Source organism: Entomohabitans teleogrylli (assembly GCF_001484765.1).
In the GTDB taxonomy this organism is placed as follows: Bacteria; Pseudomonadota; Gammaproteobacteria; order Enterobacterales; family Enterobacteriaceae; genus Entomohabitans; species Entomohabitans teleogrylli.
Genome location: NZ_LLXO01000030.1, coordinates 23354 through 39083, shown reverse-complemented (window position 1 = coordinate 39083; position 15730 = coordinate 23354). Strand labels below are relative to the sequence as shown.

The window sequence follows — 15730 nt, the reverse complement described above, 5'->3', positions numbered from 1 at the left end:
CAGCGCTAAAACTTGAATCAAAACAGATCGTCGATCGGTTTCTGGTAAGCCCGGCTAATATTTTCCCCCATCCCCTTCAGTTGCTGGATCATGACGGTCAGCTTGCGGGCATAGTTCGGGTCAGTGGCATAGCCGGCCTCCTGTAACGCCCGTGCCCCCTGTTCAGCGCTGGCGGCGCCGGCAACTGCCGCATAGCGCGGATTACCGGTCAGCAGCCGCACATAATCGGTCAGGGCCTCCTGGTAAGAGTGATACACCCGGAAGCTGGCGGTGGTTTTCCTGGCAATGCCGTTTTCATATTCGGTGGTGGTGATATCCGTCACATCCCCCTGCCAGTTCCCCGATGCTTTGATACCAAACAGATTGTAGCTGGGCCCGCCGTCCCGGGTGCGAATCTGCCGCTGCCCCCAGCCGGACTCCAGCGCCGCCTGGGCGAGGATCAAATGATGTGGAATACCGCTGTGAGCGCTGGCCTCACGGGCGGGCGCGGTCAGTTGCGCCAGAAAATCGCGGCTGTTCTCCGGCAGGCGGCGCGCCAGCCCGGCAGTATCCGGCAGCGCGGAACGCACCATTTGCGTCAGGGTCTGATTCTGATAGCTGGTCACCGTAGCGTTATCCAGCGTCAGCGGCGTGACGCCAGCCTGTTCTCCCGGCGCGGCGGACGGCGCGGACAACTGGCTGACCATCATCTCCGCCAGCCCCAGTCCTCTGGCGCTCATCTGCCGGGCGATCTGCTGATCATACAGACTGGTATACAGGCGAGTTTGCTCGCTGCTGAACAATCCATCCCTGGGCAGCGCGTCACGCATGCTTTTCAACATCATCTGTACGAACATGCCCTCTACTTCACGGGCCACCGGCTGCAGATTGCTGCGAGGATCCTGTGCGGTGCGGGTTTTGAGATCATTCAGCGCCCGGGCATCCCAGGCCGCGCCATCGGGTAACGGGCCGGCTTTCAGCATCAGATGATCTCCAGCCGGGCGCGCAAACAGCCGGCGCTCTGCATCGCCTGGAGAATCGACATCAGGTCGATGGGTGAAGCGCCCAGCGCATTCAGCGCCCGTACCACATTGTTGAGACTGGCGCTGGCGTTCACATGCTGTACCGCCCCGCCGCTCTGGCGCACATCGATCTGCGTTTGAGGAGTGACTACCGTCTGGCCGCCGCCGAACGGCGTATCTGGCTGGCTGACGTTTAGCTGACGGTTAACCGTCACCGCCAGGTTGCCCTGAGCGACCGCGCAGTTACCCAGCATCACCTCCTGGTTCATCACCACCGAACCGGTACGTGAGTTAATAATCACCCGCGCATCCTGAGGGGCGATATTGACTTCAATATTCTGAATATCCGCCAGAAAGCGCACCTGTGAGCTGCCCCCCGTCGGCACCCGCACCTGGATGGTCCGGGCGTCCAGCGCCGTAGCGCTGCCGTAACCGCTGTAGCGGTTAATCGCGTCGCTAATCTGCTGGGCGAGCGTGAAATCTTCATTATTGAGTTGCAGGTTCAGGGTATTACCGCTGCCGAAGGTCGACGCCAACTCCCTTTCAATAATCGCGCCATTACTGATACGCCCGCCGTTGAGCTGGTTGACCTGTACGCTGCTGCCCCCCGCCGCCGCGCCGGCGCCGCCGACCAGAATATTGCCCTGCGCCAGCGCATAGACCTGATTATCCACCCCTTTTAGCGGTGTCATCAGCAGTGTGCCGCCGCGCAGACTTTTGGCATTACCCATTGAAGAGACCACCACATCGATAGTCTGCCCCTGGCGGGCAAATGCCGGAAAGCTGGCGGTAACCATCACCGCCGCCACGTTTTTCAGTTGCATATTGGTGCCTGCCGGTACCGTGATCCCCAACTGTGACAACATATTGTTCAGGGTCTGGGTGGTAAACGGGGTTTGCGTGGTCTGATCGCCGGTGCCATCCAGCCCTACCACCAGGCCATAGCCGATCAGCGAGTTTTCCCGTACCCCCTGAACGCTGGTCAGATCGCGAATGCGCTCCGCCTGCGCCGTAATAGCCAACCCCAGCCAGAGCAGCAGTACTATAAAACCTCGGATCATCGGGTCCTCGCTTACATCGGTGACAAATTGAGGAAGAAGCGCTGTAGCCAGCCCATATTTTGCGCTTCGTTGATATAGCCATTGCCGACGTACTCAATGCGGGCGTCCGCCACCTGGGTAGAAGAGACGGTATTGCTGCCGCTGATAGTGCGCGGGTTCACCACTCCGGAAAAGCGAATAAACTCCGTGCCCTGGTTAATGGCGATCTGTTTTTCTCCCACCACATTCAGGTTGCCGTTGGCCAGCACCTGATTGACGGTCACGGTCAGAGTACCGCTGAAGGTATTGCTGGCGTTGGCGCCGCCTTTACCGGCAAAACTATTGCCGCCGGAGGCATCCACCGCCGCGCGCTGGTTGCCAAACAGCCCCTCCAGATAGCGCGGCGTGGTATCAAAACCAAAATTGGTTTTGCCGTCCCGGCTGGCGTTGGCAGAAGAACTCTTGCTGGCGCTGACGTTCTCCTGTAGCACGATGGTCAGGGTATCGCCGATATTGCGCGGCCGACGATCCTCGAACAGCGGCTGATAGCCGTAGTTGATCGGCTGGGCCGTCTGGAAAATCGAACCATTAGCCAGCGGCTGGGGGCCAGGCAATGGCTGCGCGGTGGTGGTTCCCTGAACCAGCGGCGTCGAGGGGATCCACGCACAGCCGCCGGTCATCGCTATCACCAGCAGCAGCGGACCACAGGTAAAACCAGATTTATGCATCACAGGTATTCTTTTGCTGGCGCGGCCATCTGGCCGGCGCATCATTAAATTTGGCTCAGCTTTTGCAGCATCTGATCGGTGGTGGAAACCGCTTTACTGTTAATTTCATAGGCGCGCTGGACCTGAATCATATTCACCAGTTCTTCGGCGACATTGACATTGGAGGTTTCCACATAGCCCTGGTACAGCAGTCCGGCGCCATTGAGTCCCGGCGTACTTTCATTCGGCGCGCCGGATGACTGGGTTTCGACATACAGATTTTCGCCGATACTCTCCAGGCCGCTGTCGTTCATAAAGGTGGTCAGATTGAGCTGCCCCACCTGAACCGGCTGGGTTTGCCCCTGCTGGGTGACGCTCACCACGCCGTCGCGACCGATAGTAATACTCAGGGAGTTAGCAGGAATCGTGATCGCCGGCTGTACCGGAAAGCCGCTGGCGGTCACCAGTTGGCCGTTCTGATCCACCTGGAAAGAGCCATCCCGGGTATAGGCGGAGCTACCGTCCGGTAACTGAACCTGAAAAAATCCCTGGCCTTTGATAGCCACATCTTTACTGTTGTCGGTCTGGGACAAGTTACCCTGGGTGTGGATACGCTCCGTGGCCACCGGACGAACCCCGGTGCCGATCTGCAACCCGGAGGGCAGCGTGGTTTGTTCTGATGACTGCGCCCCCGGCTGACGCAGGGTCTGATAGAGCAGATCCTCAAAGACCGCGCGCTGGCGTTTAAAGCCGTTGGTACTGACGTTCGCCAGGTTATTGGCGATCACATCCATATTGGTTTGCTGGGCATCAAGACCGGTTTTGGCGATCCACAGTGAACTGATCATAAGTCATCCCGTGAGTTAGCTGAGCGACAACAACTGGTTAGCGCGCTGTTCATTTTCATCAACGCTGGTAATTACTTTCATCTGCATCTCAAAGCGCCGGGCATCGGCTATCATGTCGGCCATTACCGCCACGGGCTTGACGTTACTGCCCTCAAGCACTCCGGATACCACCCTGGCGCCCTCGTCCCGCGCCAGCACCGCCCCGCGCGCCGCGCGCGCTTCAGTGGTGAGGCGAAAAACGCCGTCATCGCCGCGCATGACTTCCCGGGCATCGGCTTTAACCAGTTTCAGCCGGCCGATTGGCGCCACGGTATTCGGGGCATCGCCCGGGTTAAGAGCCGATATCGTGCCGTCAGCGGCGATAGTGATCTCCGCGCCTTCCGGAACAGCTATCGGGCCACCATCCCCGAGTACCGGCATTCCCTGCACTGTCAACATCCCGGTCGGGCTACGTGTGATACTGCCGTTGCGGGTGTAGGCTTCAGTACCATCCGGGCTCTGCAGCGCCAGCCAGCCATCCTGCTGAAGCGCCACATCAAGCGCGCGTCCGGTGTAATTCATTTCGCCGGGGCTCATATCCACCCCCGGGGTGGAAGCCGTCACCAGCGCCCGGGTGGGAACCGAATACCCTTCCACCGGCACCGCGCGCAGGGCGTTGAGCTGGGCGCGAAAACCCGGCGTCGAGGCGTTGGCGAGGTTGCTCGCCGTTACCGCCTGCTGGTTGAGGGTCTGGCTGGCCGCTCCCATCGCGGTATAAATGGCATGATCCATAACGCTTTTCGCCCCGTCGCTTAGCGCAGATTCACCAGGGTATTCAACACCTGATCCTGAGTTTTAATGGTCTGGGCATTCGACTGATAGTTGCGCTGGGCGACGATCATGTTGACCAGCTCATTGCTCAGATCGACGTTGGAAGCCTCCAGCGCGCCGCTGGTCAGAGTGCCAAAATTGCCGGTATTCGCCGCCCCCAACAGCGGCAGGCCGGAGGCATTAGTCGCCGACCAGACGTTATCGCCCTGCGACGCCAGCCCTTCCGGGTTGGCAAAGTTCGCCAGCACGATCTGCCCCATTAGTTGCGTCTCTTCATTGGAGTAAGTACCGACGATCGTGCCGTCGTCATTGATCTGGTAGCTCACCAGGCTGCCGGGCGCGTAACCGTTCTGGTTAACCGCTACCACGTCATTACTGCCGGTGTTCTGCTGCATTGAGCCGGTCAAATCGAGGGTAAAGGTCGCTGGTATAGCGCCGTTCAGCGCCCCGGTGGTCAGGGTAAAGATCGGATCGGTCACCGGATTGCCCGTCGCGTCGGTCAGCGGCGTGCCATCTTCCTGCAACAGCCCGGCAACGGTGCCGTTAGCGGTAAACTGAATGCCGCCCGTGAAGGTAACCGCCCCGCCGGTGCTGGCATCCTGGCTGTAGACATTCCAGACATTATCCGCCGTTTTAACAAACCAGAGACTCATGTCATGACTATTGCCCTGACTGTCATACACGGTCACCGCGGTTTTCTTGTTATAACTGTTGCTGTCTTCAACGCTGAATTTTGTCGCGTCATGTACCGCGTCCGAGGAGTTCAGGTTAATCGCCATCCCGGCGCTGGTGGTGGAGCGGGCCGGCATCAGGGTATTGGGGATTGACAGCGGTGCCGGCGTCGCGCCCTGTTGAATGGCCGGCGGCGTGCCGCTGGCCGGATAACCGGTCAGGTAGATCCCCTGGGTATTCACCAGATTGCGGTCAGAATCCAGTTGAAACTGGCCGTTACGGCTGTAGTAAACCGCGCCGCTGTTATCCACCAGGCGGAAAAAACCGTTCTGGCTAATCGCCACATCCAGACCGCGTCCGGTATTGGTGGTGGTGCCGTCGCTGAAATCCTGCGACACGCCGGCGACTTTAACGCCCAGTCCTACTTTCGAACCGGCATACATATCGGCAAACGACACCGCGGCGGATTTAAAGCCGTAGGTGGCGGAGTTGGCAATGTTATTGCCGATCACGTCAAGATTACTGGCGGCGGCATTCAGGCCGCTGACCGCTTGAGAAAAAGCCATGTTTTACTCCTGAGTCACAGAGCGTTAAATAATCTGGCGTACCTGATCCAGTGTGGTAGTGCCGTAAGTTCCCAGATCCAGCAAACTGCCGCTGTCGGCGCGGGTAATGCCGTTTACCAGGGCAAAAGTCAGCGGCTGGGCCAGCTGCGCGGCGCCGTTGCTGCTGGCGTTTATCGTCACGCTGTAAGCGCCGTCCGGCGCGGCCGTACCGTCGCTGAGGGTACCGTCCCAGGAAAAGGTGTGGACGCCGGCGCTCAGGCCGCCCAGTTCGATGGTGCGCATCACTTTGCCGCCGCTGTCGGTAATGGTGGCGGTGGTTTTATCGGACGCCTGCTCCAGCTCGACGCCAAACGGCGTAGTCGCACTGTTGCCCACCAGAATTGACGAGCCGGGCACCATTACGCCGTGTCCCACCAGCGCGGCGGCTTGTAGCTGCTGGCTGTCGTTAATCTGCCCGGAGATCGACCCCAGGGTGGTATTGAGCTTTTCAATTCCGTTCAGGGTGCTGATCTGCGCCAGTTGCGAGGTCAACTGGCTGTTATCCATCGGGTTGGTGGGATCCTGGTTTTTTAACTGAGCGACCAACAGGGTCAGGAAGTTATTCTGGAGATCGGCGGCGCTGCTGGTATTCAGGCTCCCCGCGGTACTGGTCAGCCCGGCGCTGGTGGTATCATTAACATTCACGGCTATCGACACGCAGAGTCCTTACTGACCGAGGGTCAGGGTTTTCAGCATCATACTTTTGGCCGTATTGAGCACTTCCACATTGGCCTGGTAGCTGCGCGACGCGGACAGGGTATTGACCATCTCCCCCACCACATCCACATTAGGCATTCGCACGTAACCTCTGGCATCCGCCAGCGGGTTGCCAGGCTGGTAGACCATACGATCCGGCGCCTCGCTCTCCACGACCCCGGCGACCCGCACCCCGCCAGTGGCCGCTCCCGGTTCAGCATTTACCTGAAACACTACCTGCCGGGCGCGATACGGCTGACCGTCCGGCCCGGCGACGCTGTCGGCATTGGCCAGGTTACTGGCCGCAACGTTCAGGCGCTGGGACTGCGCCGTCAGCGCCGAACCCGCGACGTCAAAAATATTTACCAGTGACATGTTTTACCCCTGTGACTGCAGCACCGACATCATGCTTTTAATCTGCCCGCCGATAGCCGTCAGGCTGGTTTGATATTGCAGCCCGTTATCGGCAAACTGCGTGCGTTCGCGATCCATATCGACGGTATTGCCGTCCAGCGCCGGCTGATCGGGGATGCGATACATCAGGGTCTCGGCGACGGTATTCTGCGCCCGGGCGGCGATATGTCCCGGTGCGGTAACCGCCAGCGCCAGCCCGCCGTTTTCCGCACGGCCGCGGCGCAGCACCTGCTGCAATTGACCGGCAAAGTCGATATCCCGGGCCTGGTAGCCGGGGGTATCGGCGTTGGCGATATTGGCCGCCAGAATCTCCTGGCGTCGGGCGCGCAAATTAAGCGCCTCCTGCTGGAAGTGCAGCGCGGCGTCCAGTTTATCAATCATGAATCCTCCCCAGACATGACGGGTGATGGTGCACAGCTTAATGCGCGCGCGACATGGCTTATCGCAGGAATAAGGGCAAAATCGCGCGCTATTTGTTGCCTTGAGCGCTACGGCGAGCCGCTAAAATCGTCGCCAGCCCGCTACAGGAGAGTTCGTCATGAAACGCTACATCATCCTCAGCGCCGTCCTGCTGACGCTGAGTCTGCCGGCCAGGGCCGCCGATCTACAGCGTAGCCTGACTCGTTTTTTCAGCGACCGGCTACAGGGTATCGCCGATACCGTCAGCGTGACGATCCGTACTCCGGACGCCCGGCGCCCGACCTGCCCGCAGCCGCAGCTAACCCTGGCGGGCAACAGCCGTCTGTGGGGAACGCTCAGCGTACAGGCGCGCTGCGACGGAGTGACGCATTACCTGCAGGTACAGGTGATGGCAACCGGCGATTATGTGGTAACGAGGACGCCGCTGGCGCGCGGTACGGTAATCGACGCCGCTAACCTGACGCGCCAGCGCGGCCGTCTCGACCTGCTCCCCTCCCGGGCGCTGCTGAGCGACGATCGACTCTCCGGCGCCATCACCCTGCGCGATATCGCCGCGGGGCAGCCGATTCTGCCGTTTATGGTGCGCGCTCGCTGGGCCGTCACCGCCGGCCAGCGGGTTCAGGTGATTGCCAGCGGGGCCGGATTCAGCGTCAATAGCGAAGGGCTGGCGCTCAATAATGCCGCCGTGGCCGGTAACGTTCGGGTACGGATGAACTCGGGCCAGGTGGTCAGCGGACGGGTGGGCGATGGTGGGAATATTCTGATTAATATGCCAGCGTTATAAAGTAATTGCGGTAATTGCCGATAGAAAACCTAACTCCGACGCAAAATGTCACTTAGATTGAGCCGTATTCTGCGGCGAGGATGAATATCATGAGTATCGACCGTACGTCGCCACTGAAGCCCGTCAGCACTGTCCAGCAGCGCGAAGTGCAGGAATCCGCTGTTCCGGCCGGGCGCAGTGCGCAAAGCGCCGCGCCGGACAGCGCCAGCGTGACTTTGAGCAACGCCCAGAGCCGCCTGACGCAGTCCGACGCCAGCGATATCAATATGGAACGGGTGGAAGCCCTGAAAACCGCGATTCGCAACGGTGAACTGAAAATGGATGCCGGTAAAATCGCCGACGCGCTGATTCAGGAAGCGCAACAATCGTTGCAGGGGAAATAATGCTGACGCCATCCGCCATTGCCGACCAGTTGCTCAGCACCCTCAACGAACTTGAGCAGACGCTGGAAAGTGAACAGCGACTGCTGTGCGGCGCCCAGGTCGACGGCAGCGCCCTGCAGCACCTCACCAACCAAAAAAGCGCGCTGCTGGCGACGCTTGCCTGGCTGGAACAACAGCGCCAGGACGCCACCGCGCTCCCCGGGGCGAGCGAACAGCAGATTAGCGAACGCCTGCGCCGGCTACGCGAGCTCAATCAGCACAACGGCTGGCTGCTGAATACCCAGATGGATCGCAATGCCCGGGCGCTGGCGATACTTCAGCCGGCACAGCAGGCCGCGCTCTACGGAGCCAACGGTAAACCCGCGACGCTGGCGCCGGCCAGCGCCGGGGGCAAAAAGATCGCTATCTGACGCCGTCGGCGGCGCCAGGGAAAAGTTACAGGGTACGCCGGGCGAAATCTTTCGGTCTGAAGCCCAGCAACAGCAGCGTAATAAAATAGGCGCCGACGCCGGCAATCACCAGCCCCATCAGGCGCAGCAGGCGATACGGCATATTGCCGACATGCCATTCCGGCATCACCTGCATCAACCCCACCAGTACCGCTGCCATTACCAGCACCGCAATAATCAAACGCGCCAGAAACCCTTTCCAGCCCGGCTGCGGATGGAAAATATCGCGTTTACGCAGTTGCCAGTACAACAGTCCGGCGTTAAGGCAGGCCGCCAGACCAATCGACAGCGACAGCCCGGCATGCTTCAGCGGCCCGATAAACGCCAGGTTCATCAACTGGGTCATGATCAGCGTGACAATAGCGATTTTTACCGGCGTTTTGATGTCCTGGCGCGAATAAAATCCCGGCGCCAGCACCTTCACCACAATCAGCCCCATCAATCCTACAGAGTAGGCCACCAGCGCCCGCTGGGTCATGGCGGCATCAAACGCGCTGAACTTGCCGTACTGAAACAGGGATACCACCAGCGGCTGCGCCATGATCCCCAGCGCCACGGCGCTGGGCAGCGCCAGCAGGAAGCACAGGCGCAGGCCCCAGTCCATCAGGCGGTTATATTCATCATGATTGCCGCTGGCGAAGCTCTTTGACAGGGAGGGCAACAGGATAGTGCCCAGCGCCACCCCGAGCACCCCGGACGGGAACTCCATCAGACGGTCGGCGTAGTACATCCACGACACCGAGCCGGAAACCAGAAACGAGGCAAAGATAGTATTGATGATCAGCGAAATCTGGCTGACAGAGACCCCGAGAATCGCCGGCCCCATCTGTTTCAGTACCCGAACTGCTCCGGCATTTTTAAAACTGATGCGCGGCAGCACCAGCATGCCAATCTTTTTCAGATGCGGCAGTTGATAGAACAGTTGCAGCACCCCGCCGACCGTCACCGCCCAGGCCAGCGCCAGCACCGGCGGGTTAAAGTGCGGCGCCGCAAACAGCGCGAAACCGATCATACTGATATTGAGCAGCGTCGGCGCGAACGCCGGCACCGAAAAACGGTTCCAGGTATTGAGGATCGCTCCGGCCAGCGATGCCAGCGAGATCAGCAGAATATAGGGGAAAGTAATGCGCAGCAGTTGCGAGGTTAGCGCGAATTTGTCGGCGGTATCGGCGAATCCCGGCGCGGTGACCATAATCACCCACGGCGCGGCCAGCATGCCCAGCACCGTTACCAGCGCCAGCGCCAGAGTCAACAGCCCGGAAACATAGGCGACAAACACCCGGGTCGCCTCCTCCCCCTGCTGGCTTTTATATTCCGCCAGAATCGGCACAAACGCCTGGGAAAACGCCCCTTCGGCAAAGATGCGTCGCAGCAGGTTGGGTAATTTAAACGCCACAAAGAAAGCATCTGTAGCCATCCCGGCGCCAAAAACCCTGGCGACAATGGCGTCGCGCGCAAAACCCAGCACACGGGAAAACATGGTCATTGAGCTGACTGCCGCCAGCGACTTGAGTAAATTCATTGTTATGTTCTTTTATTCCTCAGACTGCAGTTGTGTGGCTGGCGGTAGCCCATCCCCGGCGCCGCTGCCATGCATCCTGAATGATGTGATATCCGTATTCATTGCCGAACCGGACGCCTGTCGCCAGGCATCCGCTACATTTCGCGAAGCGCTTAGTCTACTCAACCGGAAAGGAATTACTACCGCGAGTTGTTACAGCCCGTTATTCGCTCATGGCGTCGCGCCACAGCTTTTCCACCACTCTCTGGGCCGCCAGCGCCTGTTCGCCGGAGGTTTCCGGCGCCGTCTGGTTGGCGACGCTGTCGATAAAATGCCGTGCGCAGCCGACAAATCCCCGCTGTTCCAGGGTACTCTGCCATCCGGGAGTCGGCTGACATACCACACCGTGATGCTGCTCGCTGCGCCATTCGCGCATATCGGTGACGTCGAACAAGCCGCCGTCGGTCACCATTTGCAGCCACTCTCGCTGGCTACCGGCCCGGCGGTGCATGCAGGTGGTTATCTGCAGGTGCTCATGGGCGAAGTGATGTTCGGCGAACAGCATTTCCCCCTCGTCGCTGGTCAGGATAGCGCCGCTCTGTAACCGCCCTTTCCCGCCGCTGAGCCACAGCGCGGTGTCCACGACGTGTAGATAGTCATCGAGCAGCGTGAAGCGCAGATCCCGGGGCCCCACACTGTCCGCGCGGTGTTTATCCATCCGCAGCGACGCAGCGCCGTCGGCCAGCGATTTCAATTGCCGGTACAGCGGCGCAAAACGGCGGTTAAAACCCACCATCAGATGCAGCTTGCGACGTTCGGCCATCTCCACCAGCCGCTCGGCGTCCGACAGACTCTCCGCCAGCGGTTTATCGACGCAAACATGCACCCCGGCCTGCAACAGTTCGCTGACGACCGCATAGTGGCTGCTGGTGGCGCTGTGGACAAACACTGCATCGCAGTTGGCGGCCAGCTCGCGCAGCGAAGAGTAATAAGGCATCCGATACGCCGCACACAGCGCCTGCGCCTTCTCCCGGCCCGGCGAGAAGGCGCCGCTCAGGGTCCACTCTTCCGCCGCCGCCAGTACCGGCAGCCAGGCCTTGCGGGCGATATTTCCCAGCCCGACGATGCCAATCCGTATCGTTGACATGGTTATTCCCCCAGCCGCGCCAGCAGGGTATCAAGCCGCGCTTTCAGCTCCTCAACCTCTTCTTCCAGTCGGGCGACTCGTTCACTGAGCAATTCATCCATCGGTTCGCTGACGCTGTCCGCCACCGCCGCCAGCATTTCCACCTCGCCACAGAACAGGTGCATATAGCGGCTTTCCCGCTTGCCCGGTTCACGCGGTAAGCGCACCACAAACGGACCATCTTCACGGCTGGCTAACCGTTCAAGGGTGCTTTCCACCTCGGCCATATCGGCGAACTCGTGCATCCGCGCCGCCCGGGTACGCAGTTCGCCGGGGGTCTGCGGCCCACGCAGCAGCAGCGAGGTCACAATAGCCACTTCCGCCGCCGAAAGTTTGAGGTTGCCGAATTCGGAATTACAAAAGCGCTGCTCATATTTGGTCACCCGATTGCCAAAACCGCTTACCGTACGCAGAAAATGGCGCTTTACCAGTTGATCAAGGGTCTCCTGCACTTCGTATTCCGCAAGGTTCATCACCGGCTCACGATTGGTTTTCTGGTTACAGGCGGTCACGACGCCGTTGACCGACATCGGATACTGCTCCGGCGTAGTAACCTGCTTTTCCAGCAGGCAGCCAATGACTCGCGCGTCAATAGCACTCAACTGATATTTCATCTCTTCTCCTTATCTCCCGGCGTTCCATTCACGGGTGGTTAATGCGGTTAATACGTGGTCGCGCCAGACACCATCAATCAGTAAATAGTCTTTGGCATAGCCTTCTTTTTCAAAACCCAGTCGCGCCAGCAAATTGCCGCTACGCTGATTATGCGGCATGTAGTTAGCCATAATACGGTGCATATGTTGGGTACGCTGCATATAACGAATAGCCGCGCTCAGGGCCTCAAACATGAACCCTTGCCCCTGCCACTTCTCCCCCAGCGAATACCCCAGATAGCAGGCGTGGAATGAACCGCGCACCACATTGGAAAAATTCGCCACGCCGTAAATTTCTTTTTCATCCGGATCAAAGAGGGCGAAATAATAGGCGCTGCCCTGTTTGTGTAATTCATTGATCATCCCCAGGCGGGCCTGCCAGCCGGAAGGGTAGCAATGGCTCTCATCGCGAATCGGCTCCCAGGGCTTCAGAAACAGACGATTCTCGGCATAATAGTCCGCCAGACGCCACGCATCCCTGTCATAGACCAGACGCACCACCAGTCGATCAGTGGTTAAACGCACTTTTGGCACATTACTGCGATAGCCAAACATGATTGCCTGCTCCTTTCTTCATTATTCGTCTCATTCCGGCCGGCTATTATCAGGGCGGAAAAAACGCAGACTGTCATCGTGTTATTAACTATACCTGCCGATACTCACAGTGTGAAAATGGCAACGCGCGCTTTTCTGACGATCGCACATCTTTTTAATGAAACTGGTCAATCAATCTCCAGTTTCGATAAAAAAATATTATCGCGCGCGCCTCTGGGAAAAGCGCAGCAAACGGGTGAGAATAGAAAAAGCGCATTTTTCATTTTCTTCTTTCATCTCAGGTGGAGACATGGCCCCGGTGTCGCAGGCAAGGAGCCTCGGTAAGTATTTTCTGTTACTCGATAATATGCTGGTCGTACTTGGCTTTTTTGTGGTCTTCCCCTTGATCTCCATTCGCTTTGTCGATCAGATGGGCTGGGCGGCGCTGTTGGTTGGTATCGCCCTCGGGCTGCGCCAGTTCGTTCAGCAGGGGCTGGGCATTTTCGGCGGCGCTATCGCCGACCGCTTCGGCGCTAAACCGATGATCGTCGCCGGCATGTTGCTGCGCGCCGCCGGCTTTGCCACCATGGCGGTCGCCCATGACCCCTGGCTATTATGGCTGTCCTGCATTCTTTCCGGTCTCGGCGGCACCCTGTTCGATCCGCCCCGGGCGGCGCTGGTGGTGAAACTGGTTCGCCCCCACCAGCGCGGGCGCTTTTTCTCTATTCTGATGATGCAGGACAGCGCCGGCGCGGTGGTCGGCGCGCTGCTGGGAAGCTGGCTGTTGCAGTACGATTTCCGGCTGGTATGCGGCGCCGGCGCCCTGCTGTTTGTCGCCTGCGCCGGGGTTAACGCCTGGCTGCTGCCAGCCTATAAACTGTCCACAATACGTACCCCGATGCGCGAAGGCATGGGCCGGGTGCTGAACGATAAGCGTTTCGTGACCTATGTCCTCACCCTCGCCGGGTACTACATGCTGGCGGTGCAGGTGATGCTGATGCTGCCGATCATGGTTAACGAAATCGCCGGTACGCCGGCGGCGGTCAAATGGATGTACGCCATTGAGGCGCTACTCTCGCTGACCCTGCTGTACCCGATCGCCCGCTGGAGCGAAAAACGCTTTCGCCTTGAACAACGTCTGATGGCCGGGCTGCTGCTGATGTCCCTGAGTATGCTGCCGATAGGCTTTACCAGTACGCTGCAGCAATTATTTACTCTGATCTGCCTGTTTTATATCGGTTCTATTATCGCCGAACCGGCCAGAGAAACCCTCGGAGCCTCGCTGGCCGATGCCCGCGCCAGAGGTAGTTATATGGGGTTCAGCCGTCTGGGCCTGGCCATCGGCGGCGCATTGGGCTATGCCGGCGGCGGCTGGCTGTATGACAGCGGCAAGGCGCTCGACATATCGGAATTACCGTGGGTGATGCTGGCGGTGATTGGGCTGATTACCCTGATCGCCCTGTGGTGGCAGTTCAACAGCCAGCGCCTGCGCGCGCCGCTGGTGAAAGCTGGCGGTTAATTGCTCCCGCTGAGTTTCTGCCCCATACTCACGAAACCAGGAGCATGTCACGGGGGAGGAATCCATGAAGCTATATGTGTATGACCACTGTCCGTTTTGCATCAAAGCGCGCATGATTTTCGGTTTGAAGAACATTCCTTTAGAAATCAAAATATTACTTAGCGACGACGAGACAACGCCGGTCAGCATGATTGGCCAGAAGATGGTGCCGATCCTGCAAAAAGATGACGGTAGCTACCTGCCGGAAAGCATGGATATCGTCCACTATGTCGACAAACTGGACGGCGCGCCGCTGTTGACCGGTAAACGCAGCCTGGCGATTGATGAGTGGCTGCGTAAAGTGAACGGCTATGTTAATCGCCTGCTGATTCCCCGCTTTGCCCGCTCCAGCTTTGACGAATTCGCCACCCCGGATGCGCGGGCGTGGTTTGTCAGAAAAAAAGAGGCCGCCATCGGCAGCTTTGAAGAGCACCTGGCTCACACGCCTGGACTGCTGAAAAACATCAACGACGACCTGCGCGCGCTGGATAAACTCATCCAGAAACCAAACGCGGTTAACGGTCAGCTATCGGAAGACGACATTCATCTGTTCCCGCTGCTGCGCAATCTGACGCTGGTCGCCGGGATAGACTATCCAGGTCGTGTGGCGGCCTGGCGCGATAATATGGCGAAACAAACCGCGATTAACCTGCTCTCCTCCCGGGCAATCTGAGTTGCTCCACCGGCGTTATGCGCCGGTTTTTCAGTTTTATCCTCTGGCACAGAGTGTGCTGGCGGCGCAAGCTGCTTTATGTCAGGATCGTTACCTGTTGATATCCCGGAAGGAAACTCATGAAGAAGTTTATCATTGCCGCCGCGCTGCTCTGCAGCGGTCTGCTGGCGGGCTGTAACCAATTAACCCAGTACACGGTGACAGAGCAGGAGATCAACCAGGCGCTGGAGAAGCGTAACAATTTTGCCAAAGATATTGGCGTTCCCGGGCTGGCCGATGTGCATATTGTGCTAAGCGATCTGAACAGCCAGATTGGCCGCGCCGAACCCAATAAAGTGACCCTTACCGGCAATGCCAATCTGGATGTCGCCTCGCTGTTCGGCAACCAGAAAGCCGTCATGAAACTGACTCTCAAAGCCCAGCCGGTATTTAACAAAGATCAGGGCGCCATCTACCTGCAGGAGATGGAAATTGTCAGCGCTGACGTTGAGCCAAAGAAGATGGAAACCATCCTGCAGACAATGACGCCGTACCTGAACCAGGCGCTGCGTAACTATTTTAACCAGCAGCCGGCCTACGTGCTGAGCGAAGATCGCAGCAAAGGCGAAGCGCTGGCGAAAAAATACGCCAAAGGCATTGAAGTCAAGCCCGGGCAAATTGTCATTCCCTTCCTCGAATAATTCACCGCGGGGGATTTCCCCCGCCAATGTATCAAAAAGAGTGCAAAGGAAAACGTTTCCGCTTATCCTTAGTGCCCGGCGTAAAAACAGCCTTTCCTGACTGATTCCACCAAGCC

At 58.8% G+C, this 15730-nt stretch carries 19 protein-coding genes; 6 read left to right on the top strand and 13 right to left on the bottom strand.

What is annotated here, in order from left to right; genetic code table 11:
- Nucleotides 1–17 precede the first annotated feature (17 nt).
- From flgJ to flgB, 9 genes are read right to left on the bottom strand one after another with little or no spacing between them, the layout of a single operon-like run.
- Entirely contained in the window at nucleotides 18–962 is a 945-nt protein-coding gene (gene flgJ, locus AQ981_RS22300) for a flagellar assembly peptidoglycan hydrolase FlgJ (RefSeq protein WP_058913969.1), read from the bottom strand.
- Entirely contained in the window at nucleotides 962–2062 is a 1101-nt protein-coding gene (locus tag AQ981_RS22295) for a flagellar basal body P-ring protein FlgI (RefSeq protein ID WP_058913968.1), read from the bottom strand. The genes flgJ and AQ981_RS22295 overlap by 1 nt, the downstream gene beginning before the upstream one ends.
- Nucleotides 2063–2073: 11 nt before the next feature.
- A complete protein-coding gene (gene flgH / locus AQ981_RS22290; protein WP_058913967.1) occupies nucleotides 2074–2769 on the bottom strand; it encodes a flagellar basal body L-ring protein FlgH in 696 nt (231 codons plus the stop codon).
- A gap of 44 nt (nucleotides 2770–2813) precedes the next feature.
- A complete protein-coding gene (flgG, locus tag AQ981_RS22285; protein WP_058913966.1) occupies nucleotides 2814–3596 on the bottom strand; it encodes a flagellar basal-body rod protein FlgG in 783 nt (260 codons plus the stop codon).
- 15 nt (nucleotides 3597–3611) lie between these two features.
- Nucleotides 3612–4367, bottom strand: coding sequence for a flagellar basal body rod protein FlgF (locus AQ981_RS22280; protein ID WP_058913965.1), 756 nt, complete (start codon nucleotides 4365–4367; stop codon nucleotides 3612–3614).
- A 20-nt stretch (nucleotides 4368–4387) separates the two neighbouring features.
- Nucleotides 4388–5644, bottom strand: coding sequence for a flagellar hook protein FlgE (gene flgE, locus AQ981_RS22275; protein ID WP_058913964.1), 1257 nt, complete (start codon nucleotides 5642–5644; stop codon nucleotides 4388–4390).
- A gap of 24 nt (nucleotides 5645–5668) precedes the next feature.
- Nucleotides 5669–6340: a flagellar hook assembly protein FlgD gene (gene flgD / locus AQ981_RS22270; protein ID WP_058913963.1), complete on the bottom strand. Its 672-nt coding sequence runs from the start codon at nucleotides 6338–6340 to the stop codon at nucleotides 5669–5671.
- A 9-nt stretch (nucleotides 6341–6349) separates the two neighbouring features.
- Nucleotides 6350–6754 (bottom strand): flagellar basal body rod protein FlgC, encoded by a 405-nt coding sequence (gene flgC, locus AQ981_RS22265; protein WP_058913962.1) that lies wholly within the window; start codon nucleotides 6752–6754, stop codon nucleotides 6350–6352.
- 3 nt (nucleotides 6755–6757) lie between these two features.
- Nucleotides 6758–7174 (bottom strand): flagellar basal body rod protein FlgB, encoded by a 417-nt coding sequence (flgB, locus tag AQ981_RS22260; RefSeq protein ID WP_058913961.1) that lies wholly within the window; start codon nucleotides 7172–7174, stop codon nucleotides 6758–6760.
- Nucleotides 7175–7331: 157 nt separating this feature from the next.
- On the opposite strand from flgB, the gene flgA reads away from it, so the two are divergent.
- The 3 genes from flgA (at nucleotide 7332) to flgN (ending at nucleotide 8790) form a co-directional block, all read left to right on the top strand.
- A complete protein-coding gene (gene flgA, locus AQ981_RS22255) occupies nucleotides 7332–7997 on the top strand; it encodes a flagellar basal body P-ring formation chaperone FlgA (RefSeq protein ID WP_058913960.1) in 666 nt (221 codons plus the stop codon).
- Nucleotides 7998–8086: 89 nt separating this feature from the next.
- Nucleotides 8087–8380, top strand: coding sequence for a flagellar biosynthesis anti-sigma factor FlgM (flgM, locus tag AQ981_RS22250; protein ID WP_058913959.1), 294 nt, complete (start codon nucleotides 8087–8089; stop codon nucleotides 8378–8380).
- A complete protein-coding gene (gene flgN, locus AQ981_RS22245) occupies nucleotides 8380–8790 on the top strand; it encodes a flagellar export chaperone FlgN (RefSeq protein ID WP_058913958.1) in 411 nt (136 codons plus the stop codon). Before flgM ends, flgN begins: the two co-directional genes overlap by 1 nt.
- Nucleotides 8791–8815: 25 nt before the next feature.
- Here flgN and murJ read toward each other — a convergent pair whose 3' ends face one another.
- The 4 genes from murJ to rimJ all read right to left on the bottom strand — a co-directional run bounded on the left by murJ (nucleotide 8816) and on the right by rimJ (nucleotide 12724).
- Nucleotides 8816–10351, bottom strand: coding sequence for a murein biosynthesis integral membrane protein MurJ (gene murJ / locus AQ981_RS22240; protein ID WP_058913957.1), 1536 nt, complete (start codon nucleotides 10349–10351; stop codon nucleotides 8816–8818).
- A gap of 202 nt (nucleotides 10352–10553) precedes the next feature.
- Complete coding sequence (locus AQ981_RS22235) at nucleotides 10554–11477, bottom strand: Gfo/Idh/MocA family protein (protein WP_058913956.1); 924 nt, start codon at nucleotides 11475–11477, stop codon at nucleotides 10554–10556.
- A 2-nt stretch (nucleotides 11478–11479) separates the two neighbouring features.
- Nucleotides 11480–12130: a YceH family protein gene (locus AQ981_RS22230; RefSeq protein WP_058913955.1), complete on the bottom strand. Its 651-nt coding sequence runs from the start codon at nucleotides 12128–12130 to the stop codon at nucleotides 11480–11482.
- A 9-nt stretch (nucleotides 12131–12139) separates the two neighbouring features.
- Nucleotides 12140–12724, bottom strand: coding sequence for a ribosomal protein S5-alanine N-acetyltransferase (gene rimJ, locus AQ981_RS22225; RefSeq protein ID WP_058913954.1), 585 nt, complete (start codon nucleotides 12722–12724; stop codon nucleotides 12140–12142).
- 289 nt (nucleotides 12725–13013) lie between these two features.
- On the opposite strand from rimJ, the gene mdtH reads away from it, so the two are divergent.
- From mdtH to AQ981_RS22210, 3 genes are all read left to right on the top strand, one after another.
- Nucleotides 13014–14222: a multidrug efflux MFS transporter MdtH gene (mdtH, locus tag AQ981_RS22220; protein WP_058913953.1), complete on the top strand. Its 1209-nt coding sequence runs from the start codon at nucleotides 13014–13016 to the stop codon at nucleotides 14220–14222.
- 64 nt (nucleotides 14223–14286) lie between these two features.
- Nucleotides 14287–14934, top strand: a complete 648-nt coding sequence (grxB, locus tag AQ981_RS22215) for a glutaredoxin 2 (RefSeq protein ID WP_058913952.1) — start codon at nucleotides 14287–14289, stop codon at nucleotides 14932–14934.
- Between the two features lie 119 nt (nucleotides 14935–15053).
- Nucleotides 15054–15614 (top strand): lipoprotein, encoded by a 561-nt coding sequence (locus AQ981_RS22210; protein ID WP_058913951.1) that lies wholly within the window; start codon nucleotides 15054–15056, stop codon nucleotides 15612–15614.
- Nucleotides 15615–15730 lie beyond the last annotated feature (116 nt).